This is a genomic window from Pectinatus sottacetonis (assembly GCF_015732155.1).
In the GTDB taxonomy this organism is placed as follows: domain Bacteria; phylum Bacillota; class Negativicutes; order Selenomonadales; family Selenomonadaceae; genus Pectinatus; species Pectinatus sottacetonis.
In genome coordinates this window covers 1,574,345-1,589,200 of the sequence record NZ_WIQK01000001.1, presented here as the reverse complement: position 1 = coordinate 1,589,200, position 14,856 = coordinate 1,574,345, and the positions used below count along the sequence as shown (strand labels likewise).

14 protein-coding genes and 1 tRNA gene are annotated in these 14,856 nt (G+C 34.2%); 6 read left to right on the top strand and 9 right to left on the bottom strand.

Annotated features, from left to right (window positions below; all coding sequences use genetic code 11):
• Positions 1-67: 67 nt before the first annotated feature.
• Positions 68-1,360 (top strand): lipase family protein, encoded by a 1,293-nt coding sequence (locus tag I6760_RS07395; protein ID WP_196593846.1) that lies wholly within the window; start codon positions 68-70, stop codon positions 1,358-1,360.
• A 27-nt stretch (positions 1,361-1,387) separates the two neighbouring features.
• Here the strand turns inward: I6760_RS07395 and I6760_RS07390 are convergent, their stop codons facing one another.
• The gene (locus I6760_RS07390) at positions 1,388-1,960 is read right to left on the bottom strand and encodes a cob(I)yrinic acid a,c-diamide adenosyltransferase (protein ID WP_196593845.1); all 573 of its coding nucleotides are present in this window, start codon (positions 1,958-1,960) and stop codon (positions 1,388-1,390) included.
• Between the two features lie 133 nt (positions 1,961-2,093).
• Here I6760_RS07390 and I6760_RS07385 point away from each other — a divergent pair, with 133 nt between their 5' ends.
• Positions 2,094-3,167, top strand: a complete 1,074-nt coding sequence (locus I6760_RS07385) for an HD-GYP domain-containing protein (RefSeq protein ID WP_196593844.1) — start codon at positions 2,094-2,096, stop codon at positions 3,165-3,167.
• Positions 3,168-3,242: 75 nt separating this feature from the next.
• On the opposite strand, the gene queF is transcribed toward I6760_RS07385, so the two are convergent.
• Positions 3,243-3,737 carry a preQ(1) synthase gene (gene queF / locus I6760_RS07380; protein ID WP_456320151.1) on the bottom strand — a complete coding sequence of 165 codons (495 nt, stop codon included), beginning with the start codon at positions 3,735-3,737 and terminating at the stop codon, positions 3,243-3,245.
• A gap of 288 nt (positions 3,738-4,025) precedes the next feature.
• Here queF and serC point away from each other — a divergent pair, with 288 nt between their 5' ends.
• Both serC and I6760_RS07370 read left to right on the top strand, forming a co-directional pair.
• Entirely contained in the window at positions 4,026-5,114 is a 1,089-nt protein-coding gene (gene serC, locus I6760_RS07375) for a 3-phosphoserine/phosphohydroxythreonine transaminase (protein WP_196593842.1), read from the top strand.
• Positions 5,115-5,233: 119 nt separating this feature from the next.
• Entirely contained in the window at positions 5,234-5,731 is a 498-nt protein-coding gene (locus tag I6760_RS07370) for a flavin reductase family protein (protein WP_231036149.1), read from the top strand.
• Positions 5,732-5,792: 61 nt separating this feature from the next.
• Here I6760_RS07370 and I6760_RS07365 read toward each other — a convergent pair whose 3' ends face one another.
• Complete coding sequence (locus I6760_RS07365; RefSeq protein ID WP_196593841.1) at positions 5,793-6,428, bottom strand: YigZ family protein; 636 nt, start codon at positions 6,426-6,428, stop codon at positions 5,793-5,795.
• A gap of 255 nt (positions 6,429-6,683) precedes the next feature.
• Between I6760_RS07365 and I6760_RS07360 the strand changes: the two genes are divergently transcribed.
• Entirely contained in the window at positions 6,684-8,045 is a 1,362-nt protein-coding gene (locus tag I6760_RS07360) for an amino acid permease (protein ID WP_231036147.1), read from the top strand.
• 102 nt (positions 8,046-8,147) lie between these two features.
• On the opposite strand, the gene eno is transcribed toward I6760_RS07360, so the two are convergent.
• The 4 genes from eno to I6760_RS07345 form a co-directional block, all read right to left on the bottom strand.
• The gene (gene eno, locus I6760_RS07355; RefSeq protein WP_196593840.1) at positions 8,148-9,452 is read right to left on the bottom strand and encodes a phosphopyruvate hydratase; all 1,305 of its coding nucleotides are present in this window, start codon (positions 9,450-9,452) and stop codon (positions 8,148-8,150) included.
• 199 nt (positions 9,453-9,651) lie between these two features.
• Positions 9,652-9,780, bottom strand: a complete 129-nt coding sequence (locus I6760_RS12860) for a hypothetical protein (protein WP_269140276.1) — start codon at positions 9,778-9,780, stop codon at positions 9,652-9,654.
• A gap of 56 nt (positions 9,781-9,836) precedes the next feature.
• Positions 9,837-11,003 carry an ABC transporter substrate-binding protein gene (locus I6760_RS07350; protein WP_196593839.1) on the bottom strand — a complete coding sequence of 389 codons (1,167 nt, stop codon included), beginning with the start codon at positions 11,001-11,003 and terminating at the stop codon, positions 9,837-9,839.
• A gap of 276 nt (positions 11,004-11,279) precedes the next feature.
• Positions 11,280-11,369, bottom strand: a tRNA-Ser gene (locus tag I6760_RS07345).
• A 475-nt stretch (positions 11,370-11,844) separates the two neighbouring features.
• Between I6760_RS07345 and perR the strand changes: the two genes are divergently transcribed.
• Positions 11,845-12,285: a transcriptional regulator PerR gene (gene perR, locus I6760_RS07340; protein WP_196593838.1), complete on the top strand. Its 441-nt coding sequence runs from the start codon at positions 11,845-11,847 to the stop codon at positions 12,283-12,285.
• 79 nt (positions 12,286-12,364) lie between these two features.
• Here the strand turns inward: perR and I6760_RS07335 are convergent, their stop codons facing one another.
• A complete protein-coding gene (locus I6760_RS07335; protein ID WP_196593837.1) occupies positions 12,365-13,162 on the bottom strand; it encodes a sulfite exporter TauE/SafE family protein in 798 nt (265 codons plus the stop codon).
• A gap of 420 nt (positions 13,163-13,582) precedes the next feature.
• Positions 13,583-14,506, bottom strand: coding sequence for a ketopantoate reductase family protein (locus I6760_RS07330; protein ID WP_196593836.1), 924 nt, complete (start codon positions 14,504-14,506; stop codon positions 13,583-13,585).
• Positions 14,507-14,856: the final 350 nt, after the last annotated feature.

Genomic DNA, 14,856 nt, shown 5'->3' with positions numbered 1-14,856 from the left:
ACTGCAACAATCTATTTCCCAAAATAATAATATATGTTAGAATATTCTTATAGTAAGGGGTGAACTTATGCTAAAAAAGAAATGTTTATTTGCTAATCCCATAATTATTTTTCTGTTGCTCATTATTCCCAAGTATACATCTGCCCAAAACCACGTCAGCTATAAAGCACAATACATATGTTCTTTGATGTCCATGGCTGCCTATGATGACGAATTCAGCAGTCTTGCCAAAAAAACACTATCTGTTTATGGTTGGCATTTTGAATCATTTGATAAACCAGGAAATAATCTTTCGCAAAAGTTTTTCCTGGCCTATAATAATAATTTTAAAAAGAACGAAAATTCCTATATATTAGCAATAAGAGGTACCAGTGATTATAATGATATAACAAGTGATATAAAAATATCGCTTATACCTTTTCCGCAAAATAAAAAATCAACATCAGCTGTTTTAAATAAGCAGCAAAAAGATGCTGTTATTCCTATGGTGCATAGTGGCTTTAATAAATATGTGGATGAAGCTTTTTTTACCGAAAAATTTCAAGGGAAAACGTTAGGACAATCATTAGTGCATTTGCTAAAAAAAGACCACAATGCCCATCTTTATATCACCGGGCATAGTCTTGGCGGTGCCGCTGCAATACTTACTGCTGTCAAACTCACCAATTTAGGAATAAGTCCGACCCAAATAAGTGTTATTACTTTTGGTTCCCCAGCTATCGGCAATGAAGCGTTTGCCAAAATTTACGGTTCAAAAATAAACTTATTAAGAATTGTCATGTCAGGTGATTCCGTACGAAATCTAGCCCAGATATTTAATTCACATTATAAACTTTTCGGCAGGGAAATAAAATATTTTCCCGTAGAATCATATGATAATAAACTGCACCACCGAATTCTCCTGTATGTAGATATGGCCCTGCGTAGATATTATCAAAATAAACAGAAGCCTCCCTTAAATGATTTATTATCTACAGCTAAGGTCATTTATACTGCCCCATCGTTTCATATTTCTACCGAACAATATAAAGAAAACATAGATAAGTATATATGTTTGGCTCTCGCAGACACTACCCATCACTATATCAAGGGTTCCTGCTGGACAAGTGGAAAAACGCCCCTTATCCTCCCCCTCAGCTGCAAATATATAGTCAATACAGACATTGTCATAGCCCGGCAAAAATATGTGAAAAACAGCTATTACACATCAATTTCCTATACTATATACAATACCCATACCAATCGGCTCATAACTGTTATTTCTGCGGCAACTAATACAGTATCACTTACTCCAGTCGAAGCAGTTTTATATAACAGTATAAAACTACAGCCTGATTTACAAAAAATCCTGGTATTTTAATTGTTTTAGGGAAAATATACTGCCTATTTAGTCTTCAATACCCTTTCGTCCCATAATGCCCTTGTCAAAGTAATGTTTTACTAGTTTCATTTCTGTAACCAAATCTGCTCTTTGTATAAGCCAATCCGGTGCATTTCTTCCTGTACACACTACTTCTATATTATGGGGAATACTATTCAGTAATTGTTCAACTTCTGCCTGATTTACTAAACCGAAAAATAATGCCACATTAATTTCGTCCAAAATGATAAGATTATATTTAGAAGATAAAACAGCTTTTTTTACTTCATCTATACCATTTCTGACTAATTTAATGTAATCTGCTGGTGGATTATTTTTAGGAAATACAACAATATCCTCACCCCACTCTTTTTTTATTTTTTCCTTATCCACCATTCCTTCTTCGGCTATAAAATATGGTTTTCCACTTGTTTTTAATGTTATTCCCGGTAATTTCTGCAAAATTTTCTGTTCACTATATGCAAGGCTTTTCATAAACTGGGCAAAATAAACATTCATTCCCGCACCAATTGCTCTTATTGACAATCCTATTGCTGCTGTTGTTTTTCCCTTTCCATTTCCCGTATATATTTGTAACATATCAACACTCCCTATCTAAATTATTTTATCAAGCAAAAGATTTAATTTTTTTTAAAGTAGGATTTAAAAATTATACAAAGAATATATAATATATACATTCGGATATCGAATGACTACACAAGGAGGTATATAAGTGAAAAAGATATCTATCGACCAATTACTGCCAGGGATGACTCTAGGTCAAACGATTCTTAATGATAAAATGGTAGTAATTTTATCAGGTGGAACCATGCTGACTCATGCCCATATAACCCGATTGAAATATTTAAATATTCCTTTTGCCTATGTAAGAGATGGCTTTGACCTAAGCAATAACTACCGTGCTGTAGAAATAATGTTCAACAAAGAAAATGCTTTTGTAAAAAAATACAATGATATTATTGCAGAAGCTACTGAACTTTTCAACAACATTGCTCAAGGCAAGGACAAGTCAATTGAATCGACAAGTAAAGAAGTAAAAAATTCTTTAATGCCCATAATTAAGGAAAGCGGTGTCATCGATTATCTATATACTTTAAGCAATATGAGTGATAACATTTATCATCATTCTGTCCGTGTTTCTATAATGGCCGGAGTAATTGGTAAATGGCTGCGTTTCAGTGAAAATAAAATCAACGATCTTATATTGGCAGGTTTTTTACATGATATAGGGAAAACGATGTTACCGAAAAAAATTATTAACAGACGCCCCCAGTCTTTAACCCCAGAAGAATATGAAATATATATACAGCATACAATAAATGGCCAAAAAATACTGTCTGGTAAAAGCAATATTTCAGAAGGTGTCCGGGCGGCTGCCCTGCAGCATCACGAATCAATAGATGGAACGGGTGAACCTTTCGGCATCAGCGGTAGTGAAATACATGAATATGCCCGCATTATAATGATTGCCAACTTATATGACAATATTACTACAGAACGCGAAGGCGAAGTAAAGCAAACCCCTTTTGATGCAGTTGGCATAATTGGTAATAATATGTTCTCTACCCTTGATGCTCAGGTCTGTGTCCCATTTATTTCCAATATTCAAAATTCCTTTCTAGGTTCTATGGTTGGCCTTAATGATGGCAGGCGGGGTCGCGTTGTATATTATCCAGCTGGCTATTCGTCTCTGCCCATTATCAGGATAGATGATAATACCGTATTAAATCTAAACGAAGAACATGGGAACAACAATGTCAAAATAATAGAATACAATCCCAAATAACGATTAAAATGCGTTTCCCCAGCAATGGCAAACGCATTTATCGGTTTGGTATGTTCTGTAATAATAGATATTCTATTATCTATTATCAATTTTATCCATTCCATTCAGATCATGCTGTATAAACCGCTGTTTAGCAATTTCACTATACTTGCTGTCAACCTGTCCATAATTTACATATGGATCTATTGAAATACCACCGCGTGGCAGAAATTTGCCCCATATTTCTATATATCTTGGTTGCAGCAAATCTATTAAGTCATCCATTATTATATTTATCACGTCTTCATGGAATGCACCATGATTTCTGAAACTGACTAAATAAAGTTTTAATGACTTGCTCTCTACCATAATTTTATCAGGAATATATGAAATGTAAATAGTCGCAAAATCCGGCTGTCCTGTTATAGGACAAAGGCTTGTAAATTCAGGACAATTGAATTTTACCCAGTAATCACGGTCAGGATGTTTATTGGCAAAAGTTTCCAATACTTCAGGAGTATAATTATAGCCGTATTTTACATTTTTCTTTCCTAGCAGTGTCAGAGAATTTGTTTCTTTTGTCATTTTTATAACAACTCCTATCAGATTATATCTATATTGTTCTTTATTCACTTATCTGTGTACTGCATATCCATAATATAATTATATTCAGAAGGGACTGTATGAGGCATATTACCATTATGCTTCATAATAGTCCCTTCCATTATTATAAGGTGTTTTATATTAAAATGCGATATAAAAAACACACTTGGTTCTTTTTCTTGACGATATTACTTTATTAGCGTAAAATTATGTATTGATAAATTCGTTAATTTTAACTTTTCGTTTTTTAGATGGAATTATTTGGAGGTTTTTTTAGTGGAAGCAAATCGTGTATACAATTTTAATCCAGGGCCTGCAACTATGCCCTTGGAAGTATTAAAGGAAACACAAAAAGAATTCTTAAATTTTGACAACAGCGGAATGTCCATCATTGAAATAAGTCATCGCTCCAAAGAATACGAACAAGTTCACAATCAGGCTAAAGCCGATATAAAAGAGCTTATGGGGCTAGGCGATGATTATGATGTTTTGTTCATTCAGGGTGGAGCCAGTACTGAGTTTGCTATGGTTCCTATGAATTTCGCTTTAAATGGTAAAAAGGGAAATTATGTTCTATCAGGCAGTTTTTCTACTAAAGCTTTTAAAGAAGCCGAAATACAAGGTGTTGGTGCCATAGCTGCTTCCAGTAAAGAAAATGACTTCCGTAATATTCCTAAACAGTCTGACATTAAACTAGGTGATGATGCTGCCTATCTTCATATATGTTATAATAATACCATTTATGGCACGGAATATCATTATATTCCGGAAACTAGCAGTATTCCGCTCATCGCGGATATGTCCTCTGATATGCTTTCTCGTCCTTTGGATTTCAACAAATTTTCCCTTATCTATGCCGGTGTTCAAAAAAATCTTGGTCCTGCCGGAGTCGCCTTAGTTGTAGTTAAAAAATCATTTATAGAAAACAGTCCGGAGAATATTCCTACTATGTTCCGCTATAATACTTACAGCAAAAAGAATTCCTTATATAATACTCCTCCTGCATTTGGTATTTATTTCGTAGGAAAAGTAGCTGCCTGGATAAAAAAACAAGGTGGATTATCTGTTATGGCGGAAAAGAATGCCAAAAAAGCTGCTTTATTATATGATATCATTGATAACAGTAATAATTTCTACAGAGGCCACGCCGAAAAAGACAGCCGTTCCTTCATGAATGTCACTTTCCGCTTGCCTTCAGAAGAATTAGAAGCTAAATTTATTGCCAAAGCAAAAGAAAAACAATTATGTGGTATAAAGGGACATCGGTCTGTTGGCGGCCTGCGCGCTTCTATCTATAATGCAATGCCTTATGAAGGCGTAAAATGTCTGGCAGATTTCATGGTTGAATTTCAAAAAAACAACTAAAAAATTTTTTTTATGATTCTAGACATAAATGTTATAATAATAGTAATATAAATTATTAGAATTAATTTATATTACTATTATTTTATATCGTTTATTAGTAATGAAAGGATGTTATTATTTTGAAACCTGTAAATCCACTGAAAATTGCAGACAAAATCACCCAGGCTCTCCCTCCCAGTGTATTTTTAACTACCGCATATGATGGTAAAATTAATACTATGGCTATTGGCTGGGGTTCTATAGGTGTTATGTGGTCCAAGCCTGTTTTTACTGCTATGGTAAGAAAATCACGCTACACATGGTCACTTCTAGAAAAAAGTAATGAATTTACTATAAGTATCCCTACACATGATATGAAAACCGCGCTGAGTTTGTGCGGCACAAAATCAGGCCGGGATCTTGACAAGTTCAAGGCTGCTGGATTATCTGCACAAAACGGACAAAAAATTAATACACCAGTAATTGCTGGAGCTGGCCTTCATTTAGAATGCACTGTTCTTTACAAGCAGAATATGCTGCCAGAAAAAATGGATGTGGGAGAAGCTGCCCGCTGGTATAAGGATAATGACTGGCATACTATGTATTTTGCTGAAATCAAAGCGGCTTATGAAGACTAGTTACAACTTTTAAATGCACTAAAAACGGAACTGTTACATATGACAGTTCCGTTTTTTATATCTATTCAGCGACAGGTACATCAAAATAAAATTCGCCTAGCTTAATAATCCTGCAAGTACCTGCTGCTATATCCAATACAGATTGGGTAATATTTTCATAATTTTCTGTAATAGCTAAAATAGTGAATTCTACACCATCACTATAAATTTTATTTAGTATACGTATATTATTTTTATGACAATAATTTTCCATTGCCCCTAAAAGGGAATACTTAAAATTTATCTTTATTTTTTCGAATGGTGTACGTTCAACAATAAGTGCCTTTGATAACACTAAAGAGGCACTATGTCCATATGCCCGTATCAATCCGCTTGCGCCCAGTTTAATTCCACCAAAGTAACGCGTTACCACTACAGTAATATCTGACAGATCTTTTTTTTGTAAAACATCAAGTATCGGCATACCGGCAGTACCTGAAGGCTCCCCGTCATCATAAGCCTTCTGCTTTTCCTTTTCTCCTCCAATGATATATGCTGCACAATTATGATTGGCATCCCAATATTTTTTTCTTAGTTGTTCAATATATTCTTCCGCATGTTCTTCTGTCGTAGTACGTTTTACATGTGCTATAAAACGTGATTTATTAATGTTATAATCAGCAATCATACACGAATCTATTGTTTTATACTTCAGCATATCCGTCTCCATTCATTTAAATATATGAAAAATTTCAATTAATAATATCTACGAACAATTTTCCCTGTATAAAAAATTGCCATAGTTTATAATTATAGCAAATTTTACAAAAAAATAAAGTCCCGTAATAAACATAAATTTTTATAGCAAATTTTATACTTTTGTAGTATCATCTCAATTGTACTTTATAATTATAATTCATTTGCAATTTAATTTTATATTTTTTAATCTACTCGGAAGGATCGTGTAGTAATAATGACTGAACCGACTATGCATCGTGGACTAAAAGCCAGACATTTACAGTTAATTTCTTTGGGAGGGATTATCGGCAGTGGTTATTTTCTCGGTACAGGCTACATATTGGAAAAAGCTGGTCCGGCTGCCATTTTAGCTTATTTATTGGGGGGGCTAATTGTATTCTGTGTTATGCTGTGTTTGGCCGAATTAGCTGTAGCTAAACCCATATCAGGCTCATTTGTAAATTATGCCAACGAATTCATTTCGCCTATATGGGCTTGCGGGGTAGGCTGGGCTTATTGGCTTAATTGGATTGCTTATGTCCCTTCTGAAATGATCGCAGCCGGAATTATAATGCATAACTTTATTCCTGGTGTCGGACAAGTAAGCTGGGCAATATTCTTTGGTTTAATAATTACATTTATAAACATTTTTAGTGTAGATAAATTTGGTGAAAGTGAATTCTGGCTTTCTCTCATAAAAGTTATCGCACTTATAGTATTTAGTATAACGGCTTTTACAATTTGTATTGGTACCTGGGGCAATCACTATATTGGCACGCAGATTCTACTGCATAATGGAGGATTTGCGCCCAAAGGGTACTGGGCAATTTTTATGACAATGATAATTATTCTGGTCAATTTTCAAGGTTCCGAAATCATTGGTCTGGCTGCCGGCGAATGCAAAAATCCAGAAAAAAGTATCCCTATTGCCGTTAGAAATGTCTGCTGGCGCATAATTGCCCTATATATAATCCCAGTATCTTTGCTTATTTCTATTCTTCCGTGGAACCATGCCGGTTTACAGGAAAGTCCTTTCTCTGCTGCTTTACACGAATATGGCTTTAATCATCTGGCAGCCTGTTTTGCTTTTGTTATTCTTACTGCTGCTATTTCATGTTCTAACTCAGGCCTCTATGGAAGCGGACGTGCTTTACAGGCTCTAGCCAAATTAGGTATGGCTCCTCAATGGCTGGGAAAACTCAACAAAAATGGTATGCCACAGAACTCTGTCTTCGTTTCAATAATCGGTTGCTGGCTAATCATTTTTCTATATACCTATGATACCAGTTCACTGGCTTACACATATTTATTGGCTGTATCTGGTTTTACAGGTGCTGTTGCATGGATATCAATCTGCTGGAGTCAGTATAAATTTCGCCGTAAGATGGAAAAAGAACATCTTGTGTCCTTATTAAAATACAAAACCCCTTTCTTTCCTTATCTGACTTTATTTGGCATATGGATACAAATATTATGCCTGAGTGTCATGGCATTTACCAAAGAGCTTCGCTCTGTATTTTATGTTGGAATTCCTATGATAATAATTCCTATGCTCTGGTATAAATTATATTACCGAAAAAAAAATTCACGCCAATAAATTTTTTTACTAATCAACTAGTGAAATTTAAAAATACCCTCTTATTGTATACATGATTTTATTAGTATACTACAAGAGAGTATTTTTATTTATTATATTTTATCAGCTACGTTTTTGATTAAAAGCTGCCATTCCAGGATAAACGGCACTTTCTCCCAAAGCTTCTTCAATTCTCAATAACTGATTATATTTAGCTACGCGTTCACTTCTACTCGGAGCACCGGTCTTTATCTGGCAGGTATTAAGGGCAACCGCCAAATCAGCAATAGTAGTGTCTTCCGTTTCTCCTGAGCGATGTGATGTAACAGCTGTATAACCTGCCTTATGTGCCATCTTTATGGCTTCGAGTGTTTCAGAAACAGTACCTATTTGATTGAGCTTTATCAGTATCGAATTAGCACAACCCAGCTTTATTCCTTTGGCTAAACGTTCCGTATTGGTTACAAATAAATCATCTCCGACTATTTGTATTTTATGCCCCAGCCGTTTTGTCAGTTTTTGCCAGCCTTCCCAGTCTTCTTCATCTAATCCATCTTCCAAAGAAATGATTGGATATTTTTCCACAAGTTCAGCCCAATAATCTATCAGCTGATCATTGGTAAATTTTCTTCCCGATTTCGGCAAAATATATTCACCAGTCTTAGCTCCTTTCCATTCACTAGCCGCTGGATCCATAGCAAGCATAAAGTCTTTTGGTGCTTCATAACCTGCTGCTTCAACAGCCTGTAAAATAGTCTTTAAAACTTCTTCATCACTAGAAAGATCCGGAGCAAATCCACCTTCGTCACCAACTGAAGTTGTAAGTCCCCTGTCCTTTAATATTTTCTGCAGAGAATGATACACTTCCGTACACCAGCGCAACCCTTCTTTAAAGGTTTCTGCTCCTACGGGCATAATCAAAAATTCCTGACTATCCACACTATTCGCCGCATGTACACCACCGTTAAGAATGTTCATCATTGGAACCGGCAACCTGTTTCCATTTATCCCACCAAGAAAACGATATAATGGAATCCCCAATGCAATTGCTGCTGCTTTGGCACTGGCAATTGAAACTGCAAGCATGGCATTAGCTCCCAGTTTCGACTTATCCTTTGTCCCATCAAATCTGATCATAGCATTGTCGACAGCATATATATCTGATGCATCCAGCCCTTGGACTGCTGCATTGATAACTGTATTTATATTATTAACAGCTTTTGTTACACCTTTACCCAAAAAACGAGTTTTGTCATTATCACGCAGTTCTAACGCTTCAAATTCTCCTGTAGATGCTCCACTAGGAACCGCTGCCCTACCGACACTACCACTTTGTAAAACAACTTCTGCTTCAACGGTTGGATTACCGCGTGAATCAATAATTTCTCTTCCTATTACTTTTTCAATTTTTAATTTGTCAAAAGTCATTCATTGCATCTCCCTTTGTGAATTAACTTAGCGAACCTGTTAAGAAATTATTAATAAATAACAATTTTCTTTCTGGTTCTAATATAGCATAATTGATAATAATTATCAATATGTTTTTGCAATATGCATTAAAGAACCTTATATATTTTTTAGTACTATTACCCCTATAGATTATAGCAATTATACAAATCACAGTTCGTCAATAAAATATAGTTGGACCCTTTGTTATAATAGCTTTATTTTTCAATAAAAACATCCCCTTCGCTGGAATGATCACAAAAAAGAGAATGTACACTACTAATTGTAGTGTACATTCTCTTTTTTTCATATTATGTCCTGCTTTTGGTCATAATTTTTTATAGTTTTGTACTTTGCAAATTTATCTTATTGAGGATTGACTGCCTGTTTAAATATCTGTTTTCCATCTTTAAATTCAATTATAACCGCCTGTTTAACAGGATTATGATTTTTATCAATGGTTATTTTACCTGTTACAAGCTGCAAATCCTTTATGCCTGCTATTGCTTCTTTTATTTTTTTTGGATCTGTACTCCCTGCGCGTTTCACCGCATCAATAATCATGGATGCAGCATCATAGCCTAGTACTGCCGCAGCATCTGGATCTGTCTGATATTTTTCCTTATATTCCTTAATAAATTTATCCGCTTCCGGTGTTTTGTTCTGCACAGAATAATGATTTGTAAAATAAGTATTATTGAGGGCTTGCGCTCCAGCAATTTTAACCAATTTGCTGCTGTCCCAACCATCTCCACCGCAGATAGGTACGGTAATTCCCAAATCACGTGCCTGTTTAATAATCTTGCCTACTTCTTCATAATATCCTGGTACGTATATCATATCTGGATTAGATGCAGCAATTTTAGTCAACGTAGCTTTGAAATCACTATCTTTCTGCAAATAAGCTTCTTCATCGACTATTTCCCCACCATTTTTCTTAAAACTTTCTTCAAAAAAATGTGCCAGCCCTTTAGAATAATCTGAGCTATTATCTATGTATACAGCCACCCGTTTTGCCTTTAATGTCTTTGTGGCAAAATTTCCCATTACTGTACCTTGGAAAGGATCTATAAAACATGCTCTGAATATATACGAATTTACTTTCCCATTATCACCTACAGTCACCTTAGGATTTGTTGAAAATGGACTCACCACTGGAACTTTTTGATCTTCCGCGATTCTTACCATTGCCATTGTATTTGACGAAGTACAAGCTCCCAACACTACTGATACCCCATCTGATGTTATTAATTTGGTTATTGCATTGGCCGCTTCAGCCGGATCCGACTTATTATCCGCTTTTATAAATTTAACTTTTTTCCCGTTGATCCCTCCAGCAGCATTAATATCGTCAAAAGCTATCTGGGCTCCATTCGCAGCAGATGTTCCATAAGAAGCATTATTTCCTGTTAACTCAAGATCCCCGCCTACCTTTATTGCGTTAGAATTACTACTGCCACAACCTGCCCCTAGTATAGAAAAAATTATTCCCATTGAAATTATCGCTGACTTAAAAATTTTCTTTTTCCCCATTAAATACCACTCCCCCATATTTGCACAAAAAAGCCAATTAACAATTTAACACTTATAATAGTTGTTTTGTTAATTGGCTTCATCGCACAGAAAACATATATTTTATTTTTCTAAACACAGTATATCATCATGCATAAAATTATGCAATAATATATTTATGAGGTGATTTATTTTTATAATATAAGAATAACAAATTTATACAAATAACCTTCTAAAATATCTCTGTAAAATAAAAAAAACTGCTTTACGCAGATTTAAAAATTAATTTATGTAAGATGGCGGAGAGTGAGGGATTCGAACCCTCGGTACAGTTTCCCGCACACACGCTTTCCAGGCGTGCTCCTTCAACCACTCGGACAACTCTCCAAATGCTCTCAAATGTGTTATTATACATCAGCAACGATATATAGGATATCATTTTTTTATTTATTTGTCAATGATTTATAATGCTTATATAAAAATTTGCATTATGATGATTCAGATAGATAATAAAGAATCTTTATCTTTTTTACTTGCTCAATAAATTCTTTATCACACGCGAAATAAAAATTTCCCTTATTATTTCATAAGAAAACACCGGACTGCCCTAACAGTAATTAACTCATTATATTCAGCACAGTTGCAAATATATTAATTACTAAATAAATGCATTCCCTGACAGTGGTAAAATTCTCCGCAAGACCATCATCCTAATGGATAATAATTATTCAATATAAAATTTTATCTATAAACATTGACACATTGACTTGTTTTTATTAGAATATTAACATAGTATTATTTTATTAATAATGACTATTACCTACAATTAATTTTAATATTCACGAAAGGACGCATAAATATCATGATGGACGCAAAAAAAGTGACAGCATTACTGCGTAAAAAAGGATTTAAAGTAACACCTCAGCGATTGGCTATATATAATGCCCTATGCAATACAAAATCCCACCCAAATGCTGAAATGATTTTTAATAAATTACAGCCATATTACCCTACAATGAGTTTGGCAACAATTTATAAAACAATCGATATTTTAAAGGAAATAAGACTTATCCAGGTTATAAATGTTGGTGAAGACAGTCTTCGATATGATGCTGTTGTCGAACCACATCCTCATATCCGTTGTACAGTATGCAACCGGGTAGACGATGTTCCCGACTTTGATTTTTCTCCTGCAATAAAAAAAGTTGCGGAAAAAACATCCTATGATCTATCCGGTCAACAGTTTTATTTTTATGGTATATGCCCTGAATGTCAGGCAAAAATGAATAAAAAAATAAGCTAACAGCATTATTACTTATGTATTTATTGCATAAAACATTATTTTAATGTTTTATGCTTATTTTTTTTATGGATAAATTATTTTACGACATTAAAATTAATTTTATTCCCAATACACACATAGCCAGTGACAATAGTACAACTATCATATGCGGACGTGTTTTACTCGATATTTTAGCTCCAATCTGAGCTCCGACAACAGCCCCGAGCCCGATACCAAGTGCCGGTTTCCATAATATATGCCCCAGCATATAATGAGAAATACAGCCAGTAAATGATGACACTGCCAATACAAAATGTGACGTTGCCGTCGCTACATGCGGCGGAAATGATAATATATATATCATCAACGGTACATGAATAATTCCTCCACCAATTCCCAATACGCTTGACAAAAATCCTACAAAAACACTAATGAAAATCCCTAGTCGTTTAGGATATTTAAAAGATTTTGGATCAAAAGAATTTGCTGTAGCTCTTTTTGTCGATGATTTCCAATACATTATCAAAGATAAAATAACTAATACTACACCAAATACAAAATCAAAACTACGACCTGTAAAATATTCATCAACATAACTACCAATAAATGCTCCTGGTAGTGTTGCTATAGCAAAAGGCACCGCCGCATCAAAATATACACGTTTTTGTCTTATATATGCAATTGTACCTGATAAAGTATTTAAAAACACCCCAAAAAGAGAAGTACCTATTGCCTGGTAAACTGTGTGAAATGTATTAAAAAACCCTGGGGCTTCATTTTTAGGTCCTGTCATAACCAATACAAATAAAGGTATCATTATCAATCCGCCGCCGATTCCAACAAGTGTGCCAAAAGCACCAACCCCAATTCCTATAATAAATAGAACTGCCAACTCCACTGCTTTTTATCACTCCTGTTAATTAATAATTTTACCACATTTAAGCTTGTGTCCTAATTCTTCCAGAAATAATGTCTATTTCAAAGTTCCTATTATAAAAGCAAAACCAGAAGGTACATATCAGTTTGTAATATCCACAATCTTATATAATCCACATTATAAATACTTTATTAGTATATTACTTATTTTTAACTTCTGCTTAATAATAACGTTATTTTTATGTTAAATTTTACAAGAAAACTGCCATTAGCATAAAATGCCTAAAGGCAGTTGACTTACTTCTATTGCCTAATGCAACGTCATTTACAAGAAAAAATTTTGTTAACTATAACACCTTATACTGTATCTATAATATTTTTTAGAGCCTTATATTCCAATCTAGTGGCTGCCTTGATATTTAATTTATATTTTTCCTCTTCATCAAGAATTTTTATTGGCGAAACCAAATTTCTTTGCAACTTTTTTATAGCAGGGAACTGGTATATTTACTTTTTCTGCCATTCTTACAACTTCAAAAACAAGTCCATCGATTTCTGACTTTCCACCTTTTTTCAAATCTTTCTGCATAGAGGCAGTCGTTTCCGGTGTAAGTGCATTCATTATGTCCACATTTTTTTCCCGCAGTCCATCATCGAGCTTAAGCCCCATCGCTTCACCGACTTTTATGGCTTCATCAACTAATGCACAGAATAAATCACATTCTTTTCCTCTTTCCTGCATTTTTCCAGCAGGTACATCATAATAAGCTCCAGCTGCCGCCATAGGCGAAACAAAGGTAAATTTTCTATATGTATCTTCTGCAATATTTTGAGAAACAACAGGTGCTATCCCTGCTGTCAATAAATCCGTGGCTATTTGGTCAAGCTGCGTTCGTAAACTTGATTCACCTCGTGTACCATAAACCACTCTAAAAATATTTCCCCGTTGTGTAATTTCTCCTGGAGCAGACACCCAAGCTACTATATAAATACATCCTTCCAAAACATTCTTTCCAGGCAGCTGTGCTGCCAACAGTTTCCCTGTCCCATAAATGTTTAATATAGGAATAATAATTGTATGACGATCTGATACTTTTTTTAAAAAAGGAATTACTTCCTGGAGAGAATATCCTTTAACACTTACAAAGATAACATCGGCCTTGCTTTTATACTCTTCTGTATCCATTGCTTTTATATTTTTTAAGTGAATTTCACCTTTTTTATCAGAATGTAAAATCAAGCCATTTTTTTTCAAAGCTTGCAAATGCTGCCCACGAGCAATAAGGGTAACATCCTTACCAGATGCTGCCAAAAACCCACCAATGCAGGCCCCTGTCCCACCAGCTCCTAAAATAACATAATTCATCTCAAATTACCCCCTACGAATAAAATACATATTGATTTCTAAGGTAAGGTCTTAATATAAAATATTTAATCATATTCAATAATGTTTAAAACATCATTATTAAATATTTTATACTTTCTTATTATAGCATATAAATGAAACAGAAAATAGTTTATATTATATCCTTTGCTATCTATTAAATGACTTTTATTTATAAATAATTTATATGATTTTTTATTATAATTATCAGTATTTTCCTAATAGTCATTGTATTTTTTTACATACCATCATATTAAAAATAAATATTTCAACTAATATTCATTTGATATATTGTACTATTTTCTATGACCTGATATCATAAAATGAGTTTA

Excerpts from the sequence above, each read along its gene's own strand:
- I6760_RS07395 (WP_196593846.1), top strand. The coding sequence starts at position 68 with ATGCTAAAAAAGAAATGTTTATTTGCTAATCCCATAATTATTTTTCTG.
- I6760_RS07390 (WP_196593845.1), bottom strand. The coding sequence starts at position 1,960 with ATGTTACAAATATATACGGGAAATGGAAAGGGAAAAACAACAGCAGCA.
- I6760_RS07365 (WP_196593841.1), bottom strand. The coding sequence starts at position 6,428 with ATGCTGAAGTATAAAACAATAGATTCGTGTATGATTGCTGATTATAAC.
- I6760_RS07360 (WP_231036147.1), top strand. The coding sequence starts at position 6,684 with ATGACTGAACCGACTATGCATCGTGGACTAAAAGCCAGACATTTACAG.
- eno (WP_196593840.1), bottom strand. The coding sequence starts at position 9,452 with ATGACTTTTGACAAATTAAAAATTGAAAAAGTAATAGGAAGAGAAATT.
- I6760_RS12860 (WP_269140276.1), bottom strand. The coding sequence starts at position 9,780 with ATGAAAAAAAGAGAATGTACACTACAATTAGTAGTGTACATTCTCTTT.
- I6760_RS07350 (WP_196593839.1), bottom strand. The coding sequence starts at position 11,003 with ATGGGGAAAAAGAAAATTTTTAAGTCAGCGATAATTTCAATGGGAATA.
- perR (WP_196593838.1), top strand. The coding sequence starts at position 11,845 with ATGATGGACGCAAAAAAAGTGACAGCATTACTGCGTAAAAAAGGATTT.
- I6760_RS07330 (WP_196593836.1), bottom strand. The coding sequence starts at position 14,506 with ATGAATTATGTTATTTTAGGAGCTGGTGGGACAGGGGCCTGCATTGGT.